We start from the raw sequence: 24,934 nt of genomic DNA on the forward strand, positions 1-24,934 counted from the left end.
GCCCGCGCCGCGCCCCGGCCCCGGACAATCGAGCCATGACTTCGGACCGCAGGCCCGCCCTCGCCGTCATCGGTGGCAGCGGGTTCTACGACTTCTTCGACGGCGCCGCCGAGCAGCTCGAGGTGCAGACCCCCTACGGCGCGCCGAGCGCGCCGATCGCGGTCGGCGAGGTGGCGGGCAGGCCGGTCGCCTTCCTGCCGCGGCACGGCGGGAAGCACGAGTTCGCGCCGCACACCCTGCCGTACCGGGCCAACCTCTGGGCGCTGCGCGCGCTCGGCGTGCGCCGGATCTTCGCGCCGTGCGCGGTGGGCAGCCTGCGCGCCGACTGGGGGCCGGGCACCGTCGCGATACCGGACCAGCTGGTGGACCGCACCTCGGGCCGCGAGCAGACCTACTTCGACGGCGGCGGCGTGCACGTCTCGTTCGCCGACCCGTACTGCGACGAACTGCGCGCCGCCGCCGCGAAGTCCGAGGTGGCGGGGTTGCCGCTGAGGTCGGGCGGCACCATGGTCGTGGTGCAGGGCACCCGCTTCTCCACCCGCGCCGAGAGCCGCTGGTTCGCCGCGCAGGGCTGGGACCTGGTCAATATGACCGGCTACCCGGAAGCGGTGCTCGCCCGCGAACTGGAGATGTGCTACGCCGCGGTGGCCCTGGTGACCGACCTGGACGCCGGGCTGGCGGAGGGCGACGGCGTGCACGCGGTCGACGTCTTCGCCGAGTTCGAGCGCAACCTGGTGCCGTTCAAGGAGCTCGTCCGGCGCGCGGTGGCTGCCACCGAGAGCACCGATACCTGCGCCCGCTGCCGGGTGCACGACGGTGTCACGCTCCCCTTCGAGCTACCGTGAGCGGCGTGAACAGACTCGGGCGTGCGCAGTCGCCGCTGCGGCTCGAGGTGATCGTCGGCAGTGTCCGGGCGGGGCGGTTCGCGCCGACCGTGGCGGACTGGTTCCTGCGCGCGGTCCGGGCGAACCCCGATTTCGACACCGGGACGCTGGATCTCGCCGAGTTCCCGCTGCCGCAGGATCTCTCCGAGAACGACGCGGTGCGCCTCTTCCGGAGCCGACTGGCCGCCGCCGATGCCTTCGTGCTTGTCACCTCCGAGTACAACCACGGCTACCCGGCCGCGCTCAAGAACGCGATCGACAGCGCCAAGCACGAGTGGCGCGGCAAGCCGGTCGGCTTCGTCTCCTACGGCGGCGTCTCCGGCGGCCTGCGCGCGGTCGAGCAGCTGCGCCAGGTGGTGGCCGAGGTGCACATGGTCTCGGTTCGCGAGTCGGTGAGCTTCCACCGGGTCAGGGGGCAGTTCGGCGCAGCGGGCGAGACCGCCGACGGCGCCGCGATCGACGGCGCGGGCCGGATGCTGCGGCAGCTGAGCTGGTGGGGCCGGGCCCTGCGCACCGCGCGGGATGCCGACCCGTACCCCGGCTGAGCGCTACTGGTTCGCCATGGCGCGGCGGCCGCGCGGCTGCCCGATGTAGGTCGACTCGCGCGGGATGGAGACCAGCGTCAGGTGCGCCTGCGCGGTACCGGTCCGCAGGATGACGTGGTTGCCGATCGCGCCCGGCTGCTGCAGCGAGAGGTCCGGCCTGGTGGCGGGCCAGGCCGACGGATCGCCGGTGACGTAGATGGTGGTGACGCCCGCGTGCGGGGGCGGGGCGAGCACGCCGTCCACCACCGCCGCGGTGAAATCGGCGTCCGACTGGTGCGTCTCGACCGCGATCCCGAGCCGCTCCGGGTTGCCGATCGTGGTCACCAGGTTCTCCCAGGCGTGCGGGCGGTCGGTGCGGATCAGGATGCGCTCGCCGACCGCGAGCGCGCGGAACACCAGCTGCTGCGCCAGGTACAGCTCGCCGGCCAGGTAGACGGTGGAGATGCCGCTGCCGATGAGCCGCATGGCGACACCGTTGCCCTCCTCGTCCGAGCCGATCAGCTGCCCGCAGCCGGAGGAGGGCAGGTGCAGCGCGCCGAGCACCTCGATCGGGTACTCCGCCATCGGCACCGTCTCGTCCACGCCGGGGACGGCCAGCGGGAGGTGCGCGAGCAGCGCGTCCCGGTGCCTGCCGTGCATCGAGACCATGCCGGAGAGCCTGGGCTTCTCCGGAAGTTCGCGGGCGGAGAGCCGCCAGGCCGCGCCGATGCTCACCGACTCGGCATTGCTGCCCGGCCGCAGCCGGACCGCGACCGTCGTGCCGCGCGAGGGCGCCACCCAGAGCTGGGCCAGCAGGTCGGAGCCGAGCCGCCGCGGGTCGACCGCGGTGCCGACGTTCACCGCGTTGCCGATCTCGGCGTAGCGCCAGCGGTGGGCCAGCTCGCGCGGGTCGAAGCCGCCGGTCACCTGGAGCACGGCGGTGCGGATCTCGGATGCGGTGAGGATGCGGGCCGCGCAGTCCGCGTCCTCCAGCGCGCGCACGATGCGCTGGGTCGCGATGGTGACGGCGCGCGCGGCGCCGCCGTTGCCGCCGCCGCGGCGCTCGGCCGCGCCGGGACAGCGCACCGCGTCGAAGGCGATGGCCAGCCAGACCGTCCGGTGCGCGGTCGCGGGCAGCGGCCCGAGCAGCGATTCGTAGATCGCACCCGCCGGGGTGCCGGAGCGGCTGCGGTGACCGTGGCTGATGATGTCGATCCCGCTGAGCAGGATGTCGTGCTGGTTCAGGCACTGCGCGAGCTCGGGCAGCGGCAGCAGGTGCGAGGCGTGCACGGTGGTGCGGGCGATCCGGGTGAGCCCGCCGAGCGGGGGCAGCACCTCGACCACCGTCACCACCCGGCTGCCGTCCCAGTACAGCCCGTGCGAGCGGCCGTCCGGACCGCGGAAGTCGACGGTGTCGCCGAGCTCGTAGCCGCGCCGGGTGAAGTACCCCCACGCGGTCGAGATCCAGTCCAGCACGGTGTGTTTGGCGACGGGGATCAGCGGGATCGCGGCCGCGGCGATGACGATGCCGAGCGCGGGCAGCCCCCCGAGCCCGACGGTCAGCGCGATCAATCCGGCCCCCAGCCCGATGATCTGCGCGACCAGCAGATTCTGCAGTGATATCCGTCCGAGCAACGGGCGTGGGCCCGCGCCGACAGGTTCGGCCATCGTCGTCCCCCATGCAACACCGGTGTCGGCCGTTTCCGCTGGCCGAACTGAAAAGCAGTCTCCGCGAACTGTACTGTGTTGCGCGGGTAGGAGCACCGTTCGGGGGAGGAACCATGCCATCGAAACCGACCACCCGCTGGCAGGTGAGCGGGTACCGCTTCCTGGTCCGGCGGATGGAGCACGCGCTGGTCCGGCGCGACGTCCGCATGCTGCACGATCCGATGAAATCGCAGTCCAGGGCGTACGCCGTGGGGCTGGTGCTCGCGCTCGTGGTGCTGGCCGGTTGCGGGGTGCTCGCGCTGCTGCGCCCGCAGGACAAGATCGGCAGCAACACCATTCTGATCGGCAAGGAGTCCGGCGGGGTCTACGTCGTCATCGGCGACACCGTGCACCCGGCGCTGAACCTGGCCTCGGCCCGGCTGGCCGCGGGGGAGGCGGCCAAGCCCGCCATCGTCAAGGAGTCCGAGCTCGGCAAGAAGCCGCGCGGGCAGCTCATCGGCATTCCCGGGGCGCCCGCCGCGCTGCTCTTCGACAAGAAGGGCGCGGGGCGCGCGTGGACCGTCTGCGACCAGCTGAAGATGGACGGCGGCAGTGATCTCAGCACCTCGGTGCTGGTCGGCGATCCGGATACCGGGGCGAAGGCGGATGTGCTCCCCGGCGAGCGGGCGCTGCTGGTGCAGGGGCGGGATTCGGCGTATCTGATCTATGACACGAAGCGGGCGCGGGTGGATATGAGCTCGCGGGCCGTCACCGACGCGCTCGGGATCACCGGGGTGACGCCGCGGCCGGTGAGCGACGGGCTGCTGAACGCGGTGCCCGAGGTGCTGCCGCTGGTCGCGCCGCGGATCGACGGTGTGGGTGAGGTTCCCGGCTATCCGATGGACGGCCATCGGATCGGGGACGTCGTACAGCTGTCGACCACGGACGAGTACTACGTCGTGCTGCGCGACGGCCTGCAGGGGATCTCGGCGCTCACCGCCGACATCATCCGCAACTCGACCCCCGGCGCCGGTGACGCGACCATCCCACAGAGCATGCGCACCGGCGTCGACGTGTCCAAGGCGCTCCGGGTCGACGACTACCCGCGCACCGCCCCGACGCTGGTGCAGTCCAAGGACCGCCCGGTCAGCTGCCTGACCTGGCGTCCCATCGCCGCCGCGGCGGGCAACGAGGACGGCGCCCGCCGCGCCGAACTCGAGGTGCTCACCGGCGTCGACCTGCCGCTGCCGGACGACGCCCGCACCGTCCCGCTGGCCAAGGCCGACGGCTCCGGGCCGAACGCCGACGCCGTCTACCTGAAGCCGAGCACCGGCGCCTACGTGCAGAGCACCGGCATCGACCCGGACAGCAGCCGCAGGGACAGCCTGTTCTACGTCAGCGACACCGGCGTCAGGTACGGCATCAAGAACGCGGAGGCCGCGAAGGCGCTCGGCATGGAGAACGTGCCCGCCGAGCCCGCGCCCTGGCCGATCGTCGGGTTGCTCGCCGCCGGGCCGAGCCTGGGCCGGGAAGAGGCGATGGTCGCCCACGACGGTGTCGCCCCCGACCCCGCGCCCGCCGACCAGCCGGTGGCCACCGCACGCTGACCCGGCTCCGCCCCGTCGGCCCGGTCACCGGCCCGCGGGACATTGGGAGTGGCCGCCGCCTGCGCTCGGGCCGCGGGTGTCAGCTGCTCGGGCCGCGGGTGTCAGCTGGTCGGGGTCGGCCCCGCGTCGGCTGGCCGGTCTCCGGCTGTGTCGGCCAGCCCGTTTCCCGCTGCGTCGGCCAGCCGGTCTCCCGCTGTGTCGGTTAGCCGGTCTCCCGCCGCGCCGGCCGGCCGCTTGCCCGCCGCGCCGGGTGGGCCGTTCGCCTCGGCCGGCTCCCGGCGCAGCCCGGCCACCTCGGCGCGCAGTGAGCGGACCTCGTCGAGCAGCGTCCCGATCTGCCGCTCGGTCTCGTCGGCACTCGCCTCGACCGCCTTGAGCTGGTCGAACACCCAGCTGGTCGTGGTGCCGATGGCGAAGCTGATCAGCCCGATGCCGAAGGTCATCAGGATCAGCGCGACCAGCCTGCCCTCCGCCGTCACCGGGTAGTAGTCGCCGTAGCCGACCGTCGTCACGGTGACCGCGGCCCACCACAGCGCGTCCCCGTAGTTCTGCACCTTGGCGTCCGGCCCGCCGTACTCGGCGTCGAAGAAGGCCAGGCTGCACAGCAGGATCACCAGCACCGAGCTGGTGCCGACGTAGATGGAGAGCCGGAAGCGGGTGAGCCGCGCCCGGTTCAGCGTGCCGAGCATGAGCAGCGCCGCGCGCACCAGCCGCAGCGGCCGGAACGGCGGGACCAGCACGATCAGCAGCTCCAGCGGGTGCGTGCGCACGAACTGCCAGCGATTCCGGGAGAGCACGACGCGGATGACGAAGTCGGCGGCGAAGGCCGCCCAGATCACCAGGTCGACCCGGGCCAGCCAGGTGTCGAGGTGCGGCGAGGCGCCGGTGTCGAGCACATACCAGGCGTAGGTGCCGAGGAAGAGCACGGCGAGCAGCAGCATCGGCACGTTGGTCGCGCGCTCCCAAGCCTCCCGGCGGCTCAGCATCGCAGTCGTCATGGCGGTACCCGGTTCGATCGGACGTGGTCACCGTATGTTTCGCGGTGCCGAGCGCCGACGCTACACGGAACTGCCCCCGCGCACCCGGTGGTTCAGGTCGCGTCCTCGTGCACGCCGAAGCGGCGGCGGATCGGGAAGGAGGCCAGGTAGCCCAGCACACCCGCGGCCACGATCACCGCGGTGCCGATCAGCGCGACGTTCCGCGCGGTGTCGTCCGGGTCGGGCGCGGGCGCCGGGACCGCGAGCTGGAGGCTCACCGCCGCGCTCGGGATCTTGGCGGGCAGCGCGGCGGGCACCTCGTTGGTGAGCGCCGCGACCGGGTCGACGGCGCCGTACCCGACGTACGGGTTCCAGCCCTCGGCCGGGGCGTGCGCGGTGGCCTGGATCCGCCGGATCACCTCGGCGCTGCTCAGCTCCGGGAAGCGGGCGCGCACCAGCGCGGCCACCCCGGAGACGTACGGCGCGGCGAAGCTGGTTCCGCTGTAGGCGGTGTACTGGCCCTGGTTGGTGTACTTGCCGTTGGAGGTGCCGCCCGCGCGGGCGTCGAGCGAGACCACGTTCTCGCCGGGCGCCGCCACCCCGACCCACGGGCCGGGCACGGTGAACGACGACGGCGCGCCCGCGGCATCGATCGAGCCGACCGAGAGCACGTACTGGTCGAACCAGGCGGGCGCGACGTAGGAGGTGACCCGGGTCCACGGGTCGGCGCCGGGGTTGAGCGGGTCGAGCCCGGGGTTGCTCGACTTGCAGGCGTCGGTGTTGCCCGCCGAGGTCACGATCACCGCGTCGCGCTCCAGCGCGGCGTAGCGCACCGCGGCGCCGAGCGCGGCGAACTCGCGGCTCTCCGGCTTCTCGGTGGGGCAGGCGACCAGCGAGATATTGATGACGGTGGCGCCCGAGTCCGCGGCCCTGCGCACCGCCGAGGCCAGGGCGGAGACCTTGCCGTAGCCGTCCGGCATGTCGTCCGGGCCCTTGTTCCGGCCCGCGCCCTCCTCCTGGTAGAGCGCGCTGGTCTGCCTGATGCTGAGCAGCTGGGCCTCCGGCGCCACCCCCGAGAAGCCCTGGTTCGGTAGCTGGCTGGCGCCGATGATGCCCGCGACGACGGTGCCGTGCGCATCGCAGTCCTCGCTGCCGTTGCCGCCCGCGGCGACGAAATCGCCGAGCGGGGTCAGGTTGGGCAGCCGGGGGTGCGGGGAGACACCGGTGTCGATCACGGCGACCACCTGGCCCGCGCCGCGCGAGAACTGCCAGGCCCGATCCAGGTCGAGCGCGCGCTGGGTCGGCGGGACGGACGGGCCGTCGCCGCCCTGCTGGGTGCTGTAGCAGGCGGCGTTCCCCGGCCGCTCGGTCTTGCCCGGCGGCGCGGCGGGATCTCCGGCGGGCAGTGCCCCCGGGTCCACGATCGGCGGCCGATTGTCGGCCAGTGCCGGCCCGGCGGTCAGCCCGGCGGCTACCCCCAGAACCGCGACCAGTGCCGCGAGCCGTCGCACGGCCCCCGGCCACGACCTTGTCTCCGCGCGTCCGATGGCGCGAGACCGCGCCGCGCGCAGAGCCCTCGGACCTGGGCTCGTACCCCCGCGTCCGGCCGCGGCGCGCCGCACTTCGTTCACAACCCGCGGACGAGGGCGTAGAGCTCGGCCACCCAGAAGACCAGCGGCAGCACCGCGGCGACGAAGGCGTACTCCAGCAGCTCCACCGCGCGGCGCATGGGCGGCGTCGCCGTCTGGTTCGGCACCACCATGCCGAGGACCAGCGCCGCGACCAGCAGCAGCATGGCAGCGCCGAAGACGACCAGCGGCTGCTCCATCTCGATCGCCATCCCGACCAGCATGGCGAGCGCGATGCCAGCCCCGCCCGCGATCAGCACCACCGCCTGCTCGGCACCGGCGTAGGTGCGGCTGCGGAAGGCCAGCACCACCGCGCAGACCAGCGCGAGCGCGATCCCCTGCCAGTACGGCGTCTCCGCCTCCGGATCGGCCGCCGCCAGCGCCCCGGCAACGGTGACCAGCGTGGTCGCGGTGACCAGCCCGGCCAGGTACATCCTTGCCCGCTCCGACTTGGCGCGCAGCACCTCCATGCTCGGCAGCGCGCGGTGGTCGTCCGGGTCGTCCTCGGTCGGGTCGATCGGGGTGCCCGGCGACGGCACCGGCGGCAGCGGCAGCTTGGCGAGCAGCATGGAGACCCGCGGCGCCAGCGAGAGCCCGCCGAGCGCGGCTGCGGCGAGCACCGCCCCGATCGCCCGCACCGGGTGCTCGGTGAGCAGCCCGACCAGGGCAGCGGGCGCCGTGAAGACCGCGAGCGTCGCCGCCCCGATGAACAGCCCGAGCCCGACCCCGGTGACCCGCCACGCCAGCACCGCGGTCGCCCCGAGCAGCACCGAGCCGAGCAGGATGTGCGCCCAGCCGTAGTGGTCGGGAACGTAGAGCATGCCCGCGCTGAAGGCGGGCGGCAGCGCGCAGCCCGCGAGCACCAGCGAGGCCGAGGTGTCGCTGTACATCCGGCTCAGCACCATGCCCGCCACCACCAGCAGGACCGCGACGACCAGCGCGATCGAGCCGCTCACCCAGACCGGCATGGCCTCCGGCGCGAGCAGCAGCCCGAGGCAGCCGACCAGCATGGTCAGCGCCGCGAGCACCGCGCCGGTGAGCCGGGCGCTGCGCGGGGTCCAGCCGCGGAAGTGGTTCGCGTCGGCGATCGCGACGTTGTACATGATGTCGTCGAAGAGCGGGGTCGGCGCGGTCTGCGAGGCGCTCTCCAGCATGAGCAGCTCGCCGTCGCGGACGCCGTGTTCGCCGAGGCTCAGCGAGTTGGAGAAGGGCGGGTGGCCGATCCGGGCCAGCACCCACTCGGCAGGCTCGAAGCGCTCGCCCTCGTTGTCGAACTCGTTGCTGCGGCTGTGCTGGGCGACCATGTCGACCACGCTCGGGATGACCAGCGCCACCGGGACATCCACCGGAATCGCCATGTCGACCTGGGTGTGCTTGGCCAGGATGGTGACCCGCGCGAGATCGGGCGCGCGCACGATGCCGCGCGAGGAGTCCTCGTCGATGTGTCCGAGCCGCGCGTGCGTCACGCTGTCCCCCAACTTCTTATCCACAGGTGTTTCCGCAGGCCATAGGCTGGGGAAGGCCCCCGGGCAGCAGCTTGCGAACCCACCCTCCGCCCAGCAGAATGCTGTGCGAACTGTACGACATGTCAGCCGTGGCCTCCATACCGAGGCTCTGCCGCGGCGGGCGAAGATGGGGGACGCAGTCGATGAGCACGGTCAGGTTCCAGCGGCGTGCCCGCCGCGAGATGCCACGAACGCCGGGCGGCGAGGTCACGCTGCAGCCGCCGCCCGAGATCCCCCGCGTCACACCGGGAAACCTGCTGCTCAAGCTGATGCCAGTGGTCATGGTGATCGGCATGGTCGGCATGATGGCGCTGCTCTTCACGCAGGGCGGCGGCATCGCGTCGAATCCGATGAGCCTGATGTTCCCGCTCATGATGCTGCTCTCGATGGCGGGCATGTTCGCCGGCCAGGGGGGTGGCAAGGGCCAGAAGGCGGCCGAGGCCAACGAGGACCGCAAGGACTACCTGCGCTACCTCGACCAGGTGCGCCGGGACGTGAACGACACCGCGGCGCAGCAGCGCTCCGCCGTGGAGTGGAGCCACCCGGAGCCCGAGCTGGTCTGGATGCTGGCAGGCACCAGCCGCATGTGGGAGCGGCGCGCGGGGGACAAGGACTTCTGCCACGCCAGGATCGGGCTCGGCGGGCAGCGGCTTGCCACCCGGCTGGTCGCGCCGGAGACCGGCCCGGTGGAGGAGCTGGAGCCGATCGCCGCGGTCTCGCTGCGCCGCTTCGTCCGGGCCCACTCCACCGTGCCCGACCTGCCCACCGCCATCGCGGTCAAGGGCTTCGCGACCATCGCGCTGGACGGCGACCGCGCCGAGGCCAGGGACATGACCCGCGCGATGCTGGTGCAGCTGGCCATGTTCCAGGCCCCGGACCAGGTGCTGATCGCCATCGTCGCGGGCCCGGACACCGCCCGCGAGTGGGAGTGGACCAAGTGGCTCCCGCATACCCAGCACCCGGACGCGCAGGACGGCATCGGCACCCAGCGGATGTTCTTCGGCTCGATCCGGGAGGCGACCGCTGGGCTCCAGCCGCTGCTCGCGAATCGGGTGCGGTATTCGCGCAACCAACCGGCCAATCCGAACATGGTGCACATCGTGCTCGTGGTCGACGGCGGCCTGCTCGAGGCCGAGGAGGAGCAGCTGCGCGAATCCGGGTACGAGGGCGTCACGCTCATCGACCTGTGCGGCTACGCGCCGCGGCTCGCGGTCTCCCGCGGCATCAAGATGATCGTGGAGAACGGCGAGTGCACCGGCCGCGGCGCCACCGGAAACCAGGAGCGCTTCGCCCTGATCGACCGGATCAGCGTGCAGCAGGCGCAGCAGGTCGCGCGCAGGCTGGCGCCGTACCGGGCCGCGACCCAGCGCAGCAGCGACGTCGAGGTGGACGACACCGAGGCCATCTCCACCTGGTCGCAGCTGATGAGCCTCGGCGACATCGGCGCCTTCAACCCGGAGCAGGCGTGGCGGCCGCGGTACGGCCGCGAGCGGCTGCGGGTGCCGTTCGGCATCGGCGCCGACGGGCTTCCGGTCGAACTGGACATCAAGGAGGCCGCGGAGAACGGCATGGGCCCGCACGGCCTCTGCATCGGCGCCACCGGCTCCGGCAAGTCCGAGTTCCTGCGCACGCTGGTGCTCAGCCTGCTCGCCACGCACTCGCCGGACCAGCTGAACCTGGTGCTCGTCGACTTCAAGGGCGGCGCCACCTTCCTCGGGCTGGACGGCGTCCCGCACGTCGCGGCCGTCATCACCAACCTGGAGGAGGAGGCCGACCTCGTCGACCGCATGAAGGACGCCCTCGCCGGTGAGATGAACCGCCGCCAGGAGGTGCTGCGCGCCGCGGGCAACTTCGTCAACGTCTCCGAGTACGAGAAGGCGCGGGCGGCCGGCGCCGACCTGGACCCGCTGCCCGCGCTCTTCGTCGTGCTCGACGAGTTCTCCGAGCTGCTCACCCAGCACCCGGACTTCGCCGAGCTCTTCGTGATGATCGGCCGCCTCGGCCGCTCGCTGCACGTGCACCTGCTGCTCGCCTCGCAGCGGCTGGAGGAGGGCAAGCTCAAGGGGCTGGAGAGCCACCTCTCCTACCGGATCGGGCTGAAGACCTTCTCCGCGAACGAGTCCCGCCAGGTGCTCGGCGTCCCGGACGCCTACAACCTGCCGAACAATCCAGGCGGCGGCTACCTCAAGGCCGACTCGGGCGAGATCCAGCGGTTCCAGGCCAGCTACGTCTCCGGCCCGTACGTCGGCGGCGGCCCGCAGCGCGAGGTCACCCAGGCGGGGGTCGCGGGCGGCGACATCGACGTCACCGCGCGGCAGTTCACCGCCGCGCACGTCGACTTCCGCCCGGTGGACCGGATCCCGCTCCCGGTGCGGCTGAACGCCGACCCGGAGCCGGGCGAGGAGGGCGATCGCCTCTCCGACCTGGAGATGCTGGTCTCCCGGATCAACGGCCACGGCAGGCCCGCGCACGAGATCTGGCTGCCGCCGCTGGACGAGGCGCCGACGCTCGACCAGCTGGTGCCGCGCTCGATCCTCACCGGCGAGTACTCGGCGGTGGCCTCGCTGCGCGCGCCGGTCGGCATCGTCGACCGCCCCTACGACCAGCGCCGCGACCCGTTCCTGATCGACCTCTCCGGCGCCCGCGGCAATGTCGCGGTGGTGGGCGGGCCGCAGTCGGGCAAGTCCACCGCGGTGCGCGCCATGATCATGGCGCTCGCGCTCACGCACACCGCCGAGCAGGTGCAGTTCTACTGCCTCGACTTCGGCGGCGGCACGCTCACCGGTCTGCAGGGGCTGCCGCACGTCGGCTCGGTCGCCGGCAGGCTGGACGTGGACAAGGTGCGGCGCACCGTCGCCGAGATGACCACCATCGTCCGGCACCGGGAGCTGCGCTTCCGGCAGCTCGGCATCGAGTCGATGGTCGAGTACCGGCGGCTGCGCGCGATGGACCCGGCCAGCAGCCCGGCCGCGGCCGGGGCGCACGACGACGCCTTCGGCGATGTCTTCCTCGTCATCGACGGCTTCGGCTCGGTCCGTCAGGATTTCGAGGCGCTGGAGCAGGTCGTGATGAACCTGGCCGGCCAGGGGCTCTCCTACGGCGTGCACGTGGTGGTCACGCTCTCCCGCTGGATGGAGGCGCGGCCCGCGCTCAAGGACCAGATCGGCACCCGCATCGAGCTGCGGCTCGGCGACCCGATGGACTCCGACTTCGGCCGCAAGCTGGCGGCGCTGGTACCGCAGGGCAGGCCGGGGCGCGGCATGACGCCGGAGGGGCTGCACATGCTCACCGCGCTGCCCCGGATCGACGGCCGCCCGGCCACCGACGACCTCGGCCCCGGCGTCGCCGCCGCGGTCGAGCAGATCGCGGCGCGCAACCCGGGCCGCCCCGCGCCGCGGGTGCGCATGCTGCCGGAGCGGTTCGACCGGGACGACCTGGTCCGCGCGCTGCCCGGCTGGCCGCGCACCCCGGACCAGCTCGGCACCAACCTGCGGGTTCCGATCGGGCTCAACGAGTCCGAGCTGGCGCCGGTCTTCCTCGACTTCGGCGAGCAGCCGCACTTCCTGGTCTTCGGCGACAGCGAGTGCGGCAAGACCAACCTGCTCCGGGTGATCTGCCAGGGCGTCGTCGAGTCGAACGCGCCGGTGCAGGCCAAGATCATCCTCGGCGACTACCGGCGCAGCATGCTCGGGCTGGTCGACGGTGAGCACCTGGCCGGCTACGCGCCGTCCGAGGCCATGCTCACCGGCATGTCCGGCGAGCTGGCCAAGATCCTGAAGAGCCGGATGCCGGGCGCGGACGTCACCCAGCAGCAGCTGCGCGACCGCTCCTGGTGGACCGGGCCGGAGCTGTTCCTCGTGGTGGACGACTACGACCTGGTCGTCACCTCGTCCGGCAGCCCGCTGGCGCCGATCGTCGAGTACCTGGCGCACGCCAAGGACATCGGCTTCCACCTGGTGCTCGCCCGCAGGGCCGGTGGCGCCTCGCGCTCGCTCTTCGAACCGGTGATCTCGCGGATGAAGGACGTCGGCACCACGGGGCTGATCATGAGCGGCAACCGGGACGAGGGCCAGCTCTTCGGCACCGTGCGCCCGAGCGCGCAGCCGCCCGGCCGCGGCACGCTCGTCGGCCGCTCCGGCACCGGGCTCTTCCAGGCCGCCTGGAGCCGGGACCGATGAGCCCGACGGTCGCACTGCACATCGACGGTGACGACCTGCACGCCGTCGTCGGCCCCGACCCGCGCGGCGCCGTGGAGTGGAACGTCACGCTGGACGGGCTGCCCGCCGCCGCGGGCAGCGCGGGCGGCCCGCTCGCCGACGAACTGCGCGGGGATGCCGCGCGGCGCGGCACCGCGCTGCCGATCGAGGCGGTCGCGGTGGCGCATCCGACGCAGTGGGGCGCCCCCGCGCTGACGCACGCGCTGCGCGGTCTGCTGCCCGGCGTCGCGGCCGACGTCGCCGCCGTGCCGACCGCGCATGTCGCCGCCGCGCACTACCTGCGCAGCCGGGCGCTCACCAGGGCCAGCGTGCTCGTCGTCGAGTTCACCGCGCTCTCCTGCACGGTCGCCGTCGTCGACTGCGACAGCGTCGAATCCACCGTGGTGGCCTGCGAACACGAGCCGACCCTCGGCGCGGGCGACCCCGCACCCGCCCCGGCCACCGCCGAGCGATTGGCCGAACTCGCCGACCGCGTGCTCGACGACCGTGCCCCGCACGCCGTGCTCGTGGTCGGCGATGCCGACCCGGAGGTGGGCGACCTGCTTCGGCAGCACCTGGCAACCCCCGCCTTCGTCCCCGAGGTGATCGCGCTCTCCGGCCGGGAGATCGCCAAGGCCGTGTGGTCCGACACCCGCCGGGCGACCCCCGGCCGCGCCGCTGCCCTTCCCGGCCGACAGGCGATGGACGTGCAGGCCACCATCGGCGCCAATCTCCTGGCCAGCAGGCGGCCGCCGAACCGCCGCTCCCCGCTGGTCATCGGCGCCGCAGTGGTTTTCGTCGCGCTGGCCGCCGCGGCCGCGATAGCGGGCGGCACCCTGCTGCGCACCCCCGCCGACGGCTCGGTCGCCGACAGCCCCGCCGTCCCCGGCGCCCCCCGCCCCGCGACCCAGCCCCCGAGCAGCACCGCCGAGGCGGGCCGGATCACCGTCACCGTCCCCGCGCAGTGGCGCCCAGCGGGCGCCGCCGACCCGGAACGGCTCGTGCTCACACCGGATTCCGCGGTGCGCGCCAGGATCACCGTCACCCAGTCCGTGCTCGCCGCGGGCGCCGGTGCCGACGACGTCGCACGTGACCTGCAATCGAAGATCTCTCGCGCCGAACCCGGCCGATTCGGTAACGTGCAACGAGACGTCGTGCTCGGTGACCGCCCTGGCCTCGCCTACGACGAGTTTCCGGGGGATGGGTCCGAAGTCAGGTGGCACGTCATCGTCGACCGCGGTGTCCAGGCGGGCATCGGGTGTCAGTACGGCAGGGGGAGGTGGGACACAGTTCGGACCGCATGCGAAGAAGTGGCGCGGTCACTGACCGTTCGTCCCTGACGGTATCGGAACCGGGGGGAGAACATGGGAACCGATGAGACGCGTACCGCGTCCAACACATATGTAGGGGATCGACCACCTCGCCCGGCGACGGTCAGGTCCAACTCGAGCGAGAGGTAATTCGGAATGTCCGACATTGTTGGTATTGATCAGGGCCGCGCCCGGCAGGCGACGAGCGAGGTCGAGACCGCCGTCAACGAGATGCGGGCCACCCTTCAGCGCGTCCAGACCACCGTCGATTCCGCGCGGGACGGCTGGCGCGGTACCGCGAACGGCTCCTTCGAGGCGGCCGCCGCCCGCTGGAGCGACGAGGGTCGTCGGCTGAACACCCTCCTCGACGAGATGACGGTCAAGCTCAACGAGGCCAACAGCCGCTACGGGCAGACGGAGGAGCAGTCCGGAGGCGACTTCGGCAGGCTCAGCGTCTGATCCCACCGCCGAACGCTCACTCACACAGGGGAGAACACTCGTGGATATCTACTACAACAAGCACAAGATCGAGACCACGATCGCCGAGCTGCAGCAGCAGCTGGGCGCGCTGCAGAACCAGGACCAGGGCATCAAGACGGCGACCGACAAGCTCGCCGGTGCCTGGGAGTCCGGCGCCGCCAGCACGTTCCAGGACGTCCAGCGGCGGTGGAACAACGAGTTCACCGACACCCAGGACGCGATGAACCAGCTGATCCGCGCCACCCAGGAGGCGCTGGCGGCCGCGATCGCGACCGATGGCCGGAACGCGAGCATGATCCAGGGCTGAGCCGACTCGTCGTGGTGGTGGGTGCCCGGGTGATCGTCAGCGGGCACCCACCGCAGTCTCATTTGATCCGGGATTTGAGAATCGGAATCAGCTTCGACAGCATGACCTTCTCCGAATCTGCTGACCAGTTCTGAATCGCGGTGACCAGCGCCGCATCATCGATCACGATGATGGTTGCCTTGAGCTGTGACAGGCTGGAAGGCAATCCCAGCAGCCCTCCGCCGCCGGCTTTGGGATCGGTGCGCACCACGATCAGGTAGCCCTGTGTGACGGTATTGCGCAGGTCGAATTCATCGGACCAGCCCAGTGCGCGGGGGGATTGTTCCGCATCATTTTTTGTATAGGCCGAGTTGTAGACCATTCCGATGCCGGACAGGAAATCGGCCTGCGGGCCGGGTGCCAGGTACATCGAGAGCCCGCTGCTGAGGTCGTCCGCCGTTTTGCCGGTGAAATTGATCAGAGCGACCGGCTTGCCTGCGAACGCCGGGTTCTGCTCCCGTGCCTGGGCGACGGATTCCGGTGCGGCGGCCGCGGTCGCGGACGAAGTGGGCGCTGCGACCGCCTGCTCACCGGCGCCGCCGTCTCGGTTCAGTGCCCACACGCCACCCGCCGCCACGGCGGCGACGATCAGCGCCGCGACGGTGCCTATCACCAGCCCCTTTCGTCGCTGAGGGGCAGAGGCCCGGACGGTGACGACGCTGGATTCGGTCGGTACCTCCCCGCGCGGATTCGTGGGAAATCCGTAGCTGGGTCCCACCGGTGCCTGGCGCCCCATCGGCGCACTGCTGCCGAGTCCGCGCAGCGCTGCCGCCGCGGCCTCGGCGAACTCACGCGAATTCGGGTAGCGCTCGGCCGGCTCCTTGGCCATCGCCCGTGCGAAAAGGTGGTCGATCGCGGCGGGCAACGCCGGGTTCACATCCGTCGCGCGCGGTGGCGGCTGATGGAGGTGCCCCATCATCACCAGCGCGGGCTGAGTTCCCGGGTACGGGTTCCGGCCGGTCAGCAGCTTGAAGAAGGAGCACGCCAGGCTGTACAGGTCGGCACGGTGATCCAGCGGCATCCCGGCCAGCTGCTCCGGCGCCGCGTAGGCGATCGTGGCAAGGAAGCTTCCGGTCTGGGTCAGCTCGTTCGTATCGTCGGTCGTCTTGGCTACCCCGAAATCGGTGAGCAGCACCCGCTCCTCGCCGTCCTCCGGAGTCGCGAGCAGGAAGTTGGCGGGCTTGATGTCGCGGTGCAGCAGCCCGCGGCGGTGTGCGTGATCCAGCCCCTTGCCCACCTCGGTCAGGATGTGCAGCGCACGCTGCGAACCGAGCCCGTGGCCGACCCGGGTCAGTTCGGCACCCGCGTCGGTGCCGTCCACGTACTGCATGGCGATCCACAGCTGCCCGGCTTCCTCGCCCCGGTTGTAGACCGACACGATATTCGGATGGTCGAGGCCGGCCGCGAGATTGGCTTCTCGTTCGAATCGGGCCCGGAATTCCCGGTCGGTGGAGAGGTCGGGGCTGAGCACCTTGAGGGCATCCGTTCGCGGCAGCGTCGGATGCTTCGCGAGGTATACCGTGCCCATGCCGCCTGCGCCGAGTACCCGCAGCACACGGTAGCCGCCGACAATCGTGCCCGCGTTGATCGGCATGTTCTGCGTTCTCCTTCTCCGGCCCGCTGGACGCCTAGTAGGTGTTTGCCAGCAGCGCGTACTGGGCGGCCGCGCGCTGGTGCACGTCGACCACCTGATCGCTCTCGACCGATGCCAGGTAGCGCTGGTACGGCACCGTGCAGCGGTAACGCAGCGTCACCGCCCGCTCCGTCGCCCTCGCCCCGCACTGCACCCCGGGCACATCCGGTGCGTCCAGGGGCACGGTGTAGTCGCCCCATTCGAGCACGGGCCGCCCGAGCGACTGCGCGGACTCGGCGCTGCCCGCCCGGAACATGAGGGTGGAGCCGGTCACCCCGGAGATGGCGAACTGATCGACGTAGGCCTTGTCGAGCACCTGGGCGCGCTCGTACTGCTTGCCCATCTGGGTCAGCATGCCGCGGCGTGTGAAGGAGGCCTGGGAGAGCAGCGACGGATCGCCGTCGGCCTCCGGGTTCAGCGTCCGGTTCAGGATCCCGTTCGGATCGTTCGGCAGCCGCAGCGCGTCTTCTCCGCTCAGCGGCGGCACACTGTCGAGCAGCCTGGCCTGGTTCTCCAGTCCGCGCCTGGCCAGGTCGGCCAGCAGCCCGAGCTCGGGCTTCGGCGTCGCCGCCAGGACGACGACCACGTACGCCCCGCGCGCGAGCGTCGCCGCCAGCGTCGGGACTCCCGGCCGCCAGTGCGCGTGCGCCGCCGGAATGTTCGGGACGCTGACCTTCTGATTCTGGTCGGCGGCCACCGCGAAGTCCGTCTGATCGATCTCGGCGGCGGTGCGCTCGGCGGTCGCCGCATCGGGGAACTGGAGCACCGTGATGCCCATCCTGGTGGATTCCGGGTTGCTGACACCACGCAGCTCGGCGTCGCTGACCACGATGCTGTACCCGACGAGCAGCTTGTTCCGCTCGGTGACCGGGCCGTTCACGTCGGCCAGCACATCCTCGACATCCTGCCGATCGAGGATCGGTTCCTTGCCACCCGAATAGCGGAAAGTGGCGTCGATCTCGTTGCCGAGCACCATGGTGTCGGCGAGCCGCATGGCGGCGAGGCGCTTCGCCCCGAACAGCGAGTGGTCATAGGCGAAGCGGTACTCCAGCGGCGTCGTCGAGTAGGTCCCGACATCGAGCGCGCGGACATCGATCTCCGCGGGCGCCGGTGTGCCGTCGACCCTGCCGCACCCCGCGACCAGGGTGATCGCACCCAGCAGGAGGGCGAGCACCCGGCGCCTGCGTCGAACGGTCATCGGTTCCTTCCCCCTCACTTCGACCTCGCCAGGATCGCGTACTGCGCGGATATGCGCTGGTGCACATCCTGCAACTGACTCGCGGTGACCTCGGCGGTATACCGCTCGAAGGTCACTCCGCAGTAATAGACGGAGCCGCCCCCGGGAACGAGGTATTGCATGCACCGGGCGAAGGGAAGGTTCGGCGGCGCCGGAGCGGGGCGGTACAGCTTCCTGACCTTCGTGCGCTGCGCAAGCAGCTGCTCGGCGGCGACGGCATCGCGGGTGCGGTAGACGTAGGCGCCCTTCCACCCCACGGTGTCGACGCCCGCCTGTTCGAACATCGCGCTGTCGGACTCCGGATCGAGGCTGATCTGCAGTCCGCCGTTGCGGTCGAAGACACCGGGAATGCCGAACTGGGCCGGGTCGTCGACGGTGTTCAGCGTCCGGGAGAGCACCCGTTCCGGATCGACGTCGAGTTTCATCAGTTCATCTGCCGGGGTCGGCTCGAAACTCTCCAGCGCGGGCCGCACGGCCTCGATGCTCTGTGCCACCCTGGTGCGGAGTCTCTCCGCGTCGGTGGTCTCCAGCTGCTGCATCACATTGTCCCGGACCTCGGTGAGCAAGAGGAAGCGGCCGACCGGGTAGAAGGAGTTGATCCACCCGTTGGTGCCGCTCAGCAGGTGGGCCCGTGCCTCCGGGTGCCCAGGGATCTCCTGCGGCACGGCCTTCTCGGCAAGGAAGGTGCGCTCCACATCGGTGAAGACGGTGGCCGCGTTCACCGCGTCCTGCTCGGTCTCGAAGAGCAGCGCGACATTGTCGAGTTCCCAGGACAGGTTCTTCACGGGGTCCGAACGCCCGGCGGTGACGAAGCCGGTGATGAAGCCGCTGACCCGGGATTCCAGGTCCGTGCCGCTCCCGCTGACCCGATTGGCGACCGCAGCCGAGCTCAGGGTGGTGAACATCCGCACCGAGGCGATCTTCAGCGGGGCGTACTTCAGCGCCGGGTCGATCTCCATCGGCAGCGGCAGGTGATTGCCGAGCCGCATCGCCTCCACGACCCGCGCCATGTCCAGATTGGTCGGCTTGTCGTAGATCCGCGGCTCCGCTGTCAGATTGCCGATGTCCAGGGAAGCGAGGTCGACATCGGGTCGGTGCGGCGTCGCGGAATCCCCCGTACCGCACGCGGCGGTCAGCAGCACGACCGCGGCCAGGAGGGCCGCGCACAGCCCTCGGCGTCTGTTGAGCATCTGTCCCCTCCGTCGCGGGCGCGGCCGCGGGAGCACCCGCGGCGGCCGGCGTGTGCCCGCGAGTCCTCCACTCGCGGGGCGAATACCCGAGAGAACATAGCACCCGGTCCGGACCGGGGGCCGGGTGTGAAGCGGGGGCTAGAGGCTGTTGGCGAGCAGGGCGTACTGCGCGGCGACTTTCTGCCTGACGTCGGGTTCCAGGTCGCTGCTGACCACGGCGACGTAGCGCTTGTAGCTGACGAAGCAGCTGAAGGCGTACTCGGTCTCCTTGTTGCCCGCGGCGTTGAGCTGGAGGCACTTGGCGCCGGGGACGTCGTTGGGGGCGCCGATCGGGTCGTACTCGGCGCCCGCGCTGTCGATCAGGCCGGTCATGAAGGTGCGGGCGGCGTCGGCGTCGCGGAGGCGGTGCAGCAGGGTGTTGTCGACGACGGCGCTGCTGTCCAGCCCGGTCTCCTGGATCAGCTGCTGCCTGGCGGCCTGGTCGTCGGCGGCCTGCAGCATCCGGCCGGGGCCGTAGACGGCGAAGCGCTGCGGGTCGGGGGTGCGGTCGGCGCGGCTCTCCACCACGACGCGGGCGAGCATCCCCTCCGGGTCGACCGGCAGGTCGTCGAGCTCGGCGGTCGGGGTCGGCGCGAAGCTGTCCAGTACCGGGACCTCGGCGGCAAGGGTCTGGTCCACCCAGCTCACCAGGTCGGCGCTGTCGGCCTTGGGGCGCTGCACGTAGAGCGAGATCACGAACTCCCCGCGCGCGAGGAAGGCGCCGATGCTGGCGACGCCGGGGCGCCAGTGCAGGTAGGCGTCGGAGAACTTGGTGGAGGAGAGCTTCTGGTTCTCCGGGGCGACCTTGATGTCCGCGTCCTCCAGCTCCTTGGCGGCGGCCGCCGCGGCGCCCTGGTCGGGAAAGCGGAGCACGACGGTGGTGACCGCGGTGGCGTCGCTGACCGGGAGGGTCTCGCCCTTGGGGTCGGCGCGGTCGGCGCCCGCGGCGACGTAGCCGGTCAGGAACTTGCGGTTCTCCAGCACGGGGCGCGAGACGTCGGCGAGCAGCCCGATGGTGTCGTCGACGGTGGTCAGCACCGAGCTGGTGCGGCCGTGCGAGAGCGAGGGGTCGATATCGATGGACGGGACGACGGCGTCGGCCATCCGGATGCCCTCCAGCACGGCGCCGTGGCCCGCCGGGCTCACGTCGTAGGAGTGCCGGTCCACCTCGTACTTGCCGACCTCCAGCTTCCGCACGTCCGGCTCCCCGGCGACCGGGACGCCGGGAATGCTGCAACCGGCCAGCAACCCCGCGACGGTCATCGTGGAAAGGCAGAGCGCGATGCGCGACATCCGAACCATCACAGGCCCCTCGATCCTCGGCGATGTGGATATGAAGTTACCGGAACCGGACGCCCGCGGAGGGGCGAAGCGACGGCGGGCAGCGGGACGCCGTAACCCGCGGTGCCATAGGCTTGATCGCGTGCTGACGACTCCGCGTTCACGCCGCAGCGGCGGTTTGTGCTGTGAATGTGGACACCGCCGCGGGGGCCGGTCCCGATGAGGGATCGCCAGGTCGAGGTCGTCCCCGGGCAGCACGCCGTCGCCCGGGTCGCGGGGGCGGTGGTCGTGGTCCGGCATCGCGGCCCGACCAGGCCGACGCCGGATTCGCCGACCGCGGCCGCGGTGGAGTCGCTGGCCGAATTGGTCAGGGATGCCTTCGAGCGGGAGGGCGGGGCGGGCGCGACGATCGCCCGCGAGGCCACCCGCTGGCTCATGAAGCACGCCGAGCAGATCAGCCCAGGGCAGCCGGTCGACTTCGGGATCCTCTCGGCGGGTGAGAACGGCGGGGTCGCGGTGTTCCTGCACGGCGCGGTCACGGCGGTGCTCGCCGGTGAGAACGGCGCCGAACACCTGCGCGGCAGCGACGCCGCGTTCACGGTGGACCGGGTGGCTCCGGTGCCCGCCCGCGCGGTCGCGCTCTTCGTCGACGACCGCGACGGCCGGATCCCGGAGTTGCCCGCTGCCCGCGGCATCGGCTGGCTGGTCGAGGGGATCGCGCAGGGCAGCGGGGCGATCCTGTGGTCGGAGACCGCGCGCGCCGGGAGCAGCCCGCAACCGGAGCCGAGCGGCGCGCACCGCAGGGCGGAGCCGCCGCCGATCCCGACCGCGCGGATCGAGCGCGCCCCGCGCCCCGAGCGGACCGAGCCGCCGCACCCCGCCGAGCGGGACGAGGCCGAGGCCGCCGCCACCGCGCTGCTCGACCAGGTCGAGGCCACCGACGCGCTGCCGGCGGCCGCCCGCCCCGCCGCCACCCTGCCGCCGGACCCGCACCGGGCGCCCACCCAGCACGGCACCGGCCCGGCGCCGCCGCCCGATCCCGACCTGCAGCGCAGGCTGGAGGCGACCGCGCGGGCCGCCCCGCTCAACGTCAAGGTCATGGGGTTCAAGTGCGCACGGGCGCACCCCACCGACCCGCGCTCGGCGTTCTGCACCGTCTGCGGCATGCCGGTGGACCAGACGCAGCCGCTGATCGAGGTGATCCGCCCCCCGCTCGGTCTCCTGCTGCTCGACGACGGCATGACCTACCTGCTCGCCGCCGACGCGGTGATCGGCCGCGACCCGGACCACTCCGAGTCGGTGAGCCGCGGGATGGTGCCGCTCCAGGTGGAGGACACCTCGGGCGGCATGTCCAGGGCGCACGCCGAGATCCGCCTGCTGAACTGGGACGTCGCCGTCCTCGACCTCGGCTCCACCAACGGAACCCGCACCCGCATGCCCGGCTACCGCGACTGGCTCCGCCTGGCCCCCCACCAGCCGATGCTCCTGGTCCCCGGCGCCGAAGTCATGATCGGCAACCGAGTACTCCGCTTCGAACCCGCCGCCCCCCCGCCCTTCGGCGGCTGAGTCTCCTCGAGGGGACGAGCAATTCAGCTGTAGCGGGCCAGGCAGGTGCTTTCGCCGCCGAGTACTCCGGCTCGGAAGGCGTCCACGCGGGCGAAGCCGCTGGGGACCGTTTTGCCCTCGACATCGCTGGCCGCGAGACCGTCGGTGAGCAGGCCGGAGACCGCCTCGTCCAGGTCGCCCGCGGCGAGCCGGATGTCGCCCTGGTTGGCGGGGCGCCCGGATTCCGCGAGCTTGCCGGTGACCACCCCGGAGAGGCAGGCCGCGCGCAGCCCGGTCTTGGCGCCGACCAGGTCCTGGTCGTTGCTGTGCTGCACCGCGAGCGCGTAGCGGGAGATGAAGACGACGTAGCCGTTGTAGTCGCCGGTCACCTTGAGCGGAAGCGGGTCGTCCAGGTCGCCGACGGCGCCGCGCTCGGAGAGCTTGGGGATGTCGGTGGCGATCAGGTTGCTGGTGGGGCAGTAGGAGACCGGCTCGGTGGTGGCGCCGTCACTGCACTCGATCTGCGCGCCGCCGTAGTTGTAGTGCGGCCGGTCGTCGAGCGGCAGGATCGCGGCCAGCGCCTTGCTCAGCTCGATCAGCGATTCCTTGGTGATGTCGAATTCACCGGTCTGGCCCTGGAAGCTGGTCGGCAGGTCGCCGCGGCGCTGGTTGATCTCCTCCTCGTCGATGCCGCGGCAGGCGCGCGGGCCGTCGGTGAAGCCGATCTGCACCGCGGTGACCCGTTCGAAGGCGGAGCCGTGCACGCTCTCCGGGTCGTCCGGGTCGGAGTCGCGGATGGCGACGGTGGCGGCGAGCACCGAGTTCAGCCCGTCCGAGGTGTTGATCGTGAAGTGCGCCGACTTGCCCTCGGCGACGTGCCGCATGAAGGCGCCGGCGAAGCAGTCGGCCTGCTGCTCCTTGACGATCACCGGGTCCCGGCTGGTGACGATCTTGGCCATGTTCTGGATGGCGTGGCCGTACTCGTGCGCCAGCACCATGACCACCGACATCTGCCCGAAGGTCTCGGCCATGGTCGGCAGCAGCACCTCCCGGTCCCAGCCGATGGAGTTGTCCAGCCGGCAGTAGGCGGCGTTCACCAGGCGGTAGGTGGTGTCCTCGCAGAACTCCGGCGCCTCGCCGCGCGGCGCTTTCGCGCTCCACGAGAGCAGCTTCTCGACCGGCTGGAACTCGCCGTCGAATTCGGTGCGGTACACCTGCCGCCAGTAGGACTGGATGTCGTCGACGGCGTTCAGCGCGAGCCGGTCGATCTCGCCGCCGTCGCTGCCGGTCGCGGTGAGGTCGGTGGCGGGGGCGCCGGGGCGGGGGCCGCTCGGCCCGCTGGTGGTCGGCAGCCCGGCGACCTTGAACGGGTCGTCGTAGATGGAGACGGCCCGGCCGTCGACCATGCGGGTGCATCCGGCGAGCAGCAGCGCGAAACACAGGGCGGCCACGGCGGCGGTGGTCGCTCGACGATTCGGCAAGGCAGGATCCCCCTCGGTCGGCCGTTCTGAGTTCCCCGCGGTCGGTCACCGGAGCGGGACAAAAGGCGCGTCGGGGGCCCTTCCGCTGTCCGGGTGATGGCATAGTATCCGCTGCATGTCTTCACCGGGGGCGCAGTCCATCACCGTGCGCCATGAGGGAACCGAACGCGTCTTCGAGCCGAGCCACAAGGTCACCCTCGGCCGGGCGCCGGAGGTCACGCTGTTCGTGGACAGCCCGCTCGTCTCCCGGGTGCACGCGACGCTGACCTGGCAGGGCGGTTCCTGGGTGCTCGCCGACAACGGCAGCACGAACGGCGTTTTCGTGGACGCGCGGCGGTTGAGCAGGCCGGTCCCGATCGATCGGGCCACCCAGGTCCGGCTCGGCGACGCGATCAGCGGGCCGCTGCTGCACCTCATCCCGGCCGGCGCGCCGAGGCAGACCGGCGCGACCCCGGTGGCGCGGCCGCAGTCGGCGCCGCAGTGGCCGCAGCAACAGCAGCAGCGCCCGCCGTTCCCGCAGCAGCAGCCCCCGCCGCCGCAGCGCCCGCAGTCGGGTCCGTTCCAGCAGCCGTCGGCGGCCCAGCCGCAGATCAACGTCAATATGACGACGCGGGCGGATTCCTCGTCGCTGCCGCCGGTCCGGGCCCGGCCGTCCACCGCGCCGATCGCGCGCGCGGACCGGCTTCCCCCCGGCGGGCTGACCATCGGCCGCACCTCGGACAACCAGATCGTGGTCAACGACCCGCTGGCCTCGCGCAGGCACGCGCGGCTGGTCTCCGCCTCGGAGGGGCTGACCATCGAGGACCTCGGCTCCTCGAACGGCACCTTCGTCAACGGCGGCAGGCAGCAGCGCGTGGTGCTGCGCGAGCGCGACGTCGTCACCATCGGCAATATCGACTTCGAGGTGCAGCAGGGCGCGCTGGTGCACCGGCAGAAGCCGGTGGCCGAGCAGGGGCTGCACGTGCACGGCGTCGGCTTCACGGTGGAGAACAACAAGCAGCTGCTCGTCGACGTGAACCTGCAGGCGGGCAGCGGCACGCTGACCGCGCTGATCGGGCCGTCCGGCGCGGGCAAGTCCACGCTCTCCAAGCTGATCGCCGGCAGTACCAGGCCGTCCGGTGGCGTGGTCACCTTCGAGGGCCGCAACCTGCACGCGGAGTACGAGGCGCTGCGCTCCCGGATCGGCATGGTGCCGCAGGACGACGTGCTGCACCGGCAGCTCACCGTGCGGCAGGCGCTCGGCTACGCCGCCGAGCTGCGGCTGCCGTCGGACACCACCAAGGCCGACCGGCAGCAGGTGATCGACGGCGTGCTCGGCGAGCTCTCGCTCACCCGCCACGCCCACCCCCGGGTCCACCGGGTCTCCCGCGGCCAGCCCAAACCCGCCTCCAGGCACGTAAAAACAACAGAACCGGCCCAACCAG

The 24,934-nt window shown here is 71.8% G+C and carries 18 protein-coding genes; 9 read left to right on the top strand and 9 right to left on the bottom strand.

Annotation, left to right across the window (positions count from 1 at the left end):
* Positions 1 to 35 precede the first annotated feature (35 nt).
* The gene (locus tag ACFUJ1_RS11905) at positions 36 to 845 is read left to right on the top strand and encodes an S-methyl-5'-thioadenosine phosphorylase (RefSeq protein WP_378644960.1); all 810 of its coding nucleotides are present in this window, start codon (positions 36 to 38) and stop codon (positions 843 to 845) included.
* 5 nt (positions 846 to 850) lie between these two features.
* A complete protein-coding gene (locus tag ACFUJ1_RS11910) occupies positions 851 to 1,429 on the top strand; it encodes an NADPH-dependent FMN reductase (RefSeq protein ID WP_378644961.1) in 579 nt (192 codons plus the stop codon).
* A 3-nt stretch (positions 1,430 to 1,432) separates the two neighbouring features.
* Here ACFUJ1_RS11910 and eccE read toward each other — a convergent pair whose 3' ends face one another.
* Positions 1,433 to 3,076 carry a type VII secretion protein EccE gene (gene eccE, locus ACFUJ1_RS11915; RefSeq protein ID WP_378644962.1) on the bottom strand — a complete coding sequence of 548 codons (1,644 nt, stop codon included), beginning with the start codon at positions 3,074 to 3,076 and terminating at the stop codon, positions 1,433 to 1,435.
* Positions 3,077 to 3,189: 113 nt separating this feature from the next.
* Between eccE and eccB the strand changes: the two genes are divergently transcribed.
* A complete protein-coding gene (gene eccB / locus ACFUJ1_RS11920) occupies positions 3,190 to 4,662 on the top strand; it encodes a type VII secretion protein EccB (protein WP_378644964.1) in 1,473 nt (490 codons plus the stop codon).
* Between the two features lie 101 nt (positions 4,663 to 4,763).
* Here the strand turns inward: eccB and ACFUJ1_RS11925 are convergent, their stop codons facing one another.
* From ACFUJ1_RS11925 to eccD, 3 genes are all read right to left on the bottom strand, one after another.
* On the bottom strand, positions 4,764 to 5,660 hold the full coding sequence (locus ACFUJ1_RS11925) for a potassium channel family protein (RefSeq protein WP_378644965.1): 897 nt from the start codon (positions 5,658 to 5,660) through the stop codon (positions 4,764 to 4,766).
* A gap of 92 nt (positions 5,661 to 5,752) precedes the next feature.
* Positions 5,753 to 7,150 carry a type VII secretion-associated serine protease mycosin gene (gene mycP, locus ACFUJ1_RS11930; RefSeq protein ID WP_378644967.1) on the bottom strand — a complete coding sequence of 466 codons (1,398 nt, stop codon included), beginning with the start codon at positions 7,148 to 7,150 and terminating at the stop codon, positions 5,753 to 5,755.
* Positions 7,151 to 7,266: 116 nt separating this feature from the next.
* Positions 7,267 to 8,757 carry a type VII secretion integral membrane protein EccD gene (gene eccD / locus ACFUJ1_RS11935; RefSeq protein ID WP_378644969.1) on the bottom strand — a complete coding sequence of 497 codons (1,491 nt, stop codon included), beginning with the start codon at positions 8,755 to 8,757 and terminating at the stop codon, positions 7,267 to 7,269.
* A 158-nt stretch (positions 8,758 to 8,915) separates the two neighbouring features.
* On the opposite strand from eccD, the gene eccCa reads away from it, so the two are divergent.
* The 4 genes from eccCa (at position 8,916) to ACFUJ1_RS11955 (ending at position 15,065) form a co-directional block, all read left to right on the top strand.
* Entirely contained in the window at positions 8,916 to 12,950 is a 4,035-nt protein-coding gene (gene eccCa / locus ACFUJ1_RS11940; protein WP_378644970.1) for a type VII secretion protein EccCa, read from the top strand.
* Positions 12,947 to 14,308, top strand: coding sequence for a type VII secretion-associated protein (locus ACFUJ1_RS11945; protein ID WP_378644972.1), 1,362 nt, complete (start codon positions 12,947 to 12,949; stop codon positions 14,306 to 14,308). The genes eccCa and ACFUJ1_RS11945 overlap by 4 nt, the downstream gene beginning before the upstream one ends.
* A 126-nt stretch (positions 14,309 to 14,434) precedes the next feature.
* On the top strand, positions 14,435 to 14,737 hold the full coding sequence (locus ACFUJ1_RS11950) for a WXG100 family type VII secretion target (protein ID WP_378644974.1): 303 nt from the start codon (positions 14,435 to 14,437) through the stop codon (positions 14,735 to 14,737).
* A gap of 40 nt (positions 14,738 to 14,777) precedes the next feature.
* The gene (locus tag ACFUJ1_RS11955) at positions 14,778 to 15,065 is read left to right on the top strand and encodes a WXG100 family type VII secretion target (protein ID WP_378644976.1); all 288 of its coding nucleotides are present in this window, start codon (positions 14,778 to 14,780) and stop codon (positions 15,063 to 15,065) included.
* A gap of 58 nt (positions 15,066 to 15,123) precedes the next feature.
* On the opposite strand, the gene ACFUJ1_RS11960 is transcribed toward ACFUJ1_RS11955, so the two are convergent.
* From ACFUJ1_RS11960 to ACFUJ1_RS11975, 4 genes are all read right to left on the bottom strand, one after another.
* A complete protein-coding gene (locus ACFUJ1_RS11960) occupies positions 15,124 to 16,698 on the bottom strand; it encodes a serine/threonine-protein kinase (protein WP_378644978.1) in 1,575 nt (524 codons plus the stop codon).
* A 34-nt stretch (positions 16,699 to 16,732) separates the two neighbouring features.
* Entirely contained in the window at positions 16,733 to 17,935 is a 1,203-nt protein-coding gene (locus ACFUJ1_RS11965) for a hypothetical protein (protein ID WP_378644980.1), read from the bottom strand.
* A gap of 14 nt (positions 17,936 to 17,949) precedes the next feature.
* Positions 17,950 to 19,164 carry a hypothetical protein gene (locus ACFUJ1_RS11970; protein ID WP_378644982.1) on the bottom strand — a complete coding sequence of 405 codons (1,215 nt, stop codon included), beginning with the start codon at positions 19,162 to 19,164 and terminating at the stop codon, positions 17,950 to 17,952.
* Positions 19,165 to 19,302: 138 nt separating this feature from the next.
* Positions 19,303 to 20,496: a hypothetical protein gene (locus ACFUJ1_RS11975; RefSeq protein WP_378644984.1), complete on the bottom strand. Its 1,194-nt coding sequence runs from the start codon at positions 20,494 to 20,496 to the stop codon at positions 19,303 to 19,305.
* Between the two features lie 207 nt (positions 20,497 to 20,703).
* On the opposite strand from ACFUJ1_RS11975, the gene ACFUJ1_RS11980 reads away from it, so the two are divergent.
* Entirely contained in the window at positions 20,704 to 22,050 is a 1,347-nt protein-coding gene (locus tag ACFUJ1_RS11980) for an FHA domain-containing protein (RefSeq protein ID WP_378644985.1), read from the top strand.
* Positions 22,051 to 22,073: 23 nt separating this feature from the next.
* Here the strand turns inward: ACFUJ1_RS11980 and ACFUJ1_RS11985 are convergent, their stop codons facing one another.
* Positions 22,074 to 23,510, bottom strand: coding sequence for a metallopeptidase (locus tag ACFUJ1_RS11985; RefSeq protein WP_378644987.1), 1,437 nt, complete (start codon positions 23,508 to 23,510; stop codon positions 22,074 to 22,076).
* 115 nt (positions 23,511 to 23,625) lie between these two features.
* On the opposite strand from ACFUJ1_RS11985, the gene ACFUJ1_RS11990 reads away from it, so the two are divergent.
* A partial coding sequence (locus tag ACFUJ1_RS11990) for an FHA domain-containing protein (RefSeq protein WP_378644989.1) occupies positions 23,626 to 24,934 on the top strand: 1,309 nt, incomplete at its 3' end.

This window comes from Nocardia sp. NPDC057227 (assembly GCF_042669725.1).
Lineage (GTDB): Bacteria > Actinomycetota > Actinomycetes > Mycobacteriales > Mycobacteriaceae > Nocardia > Nocardia asteroides_A.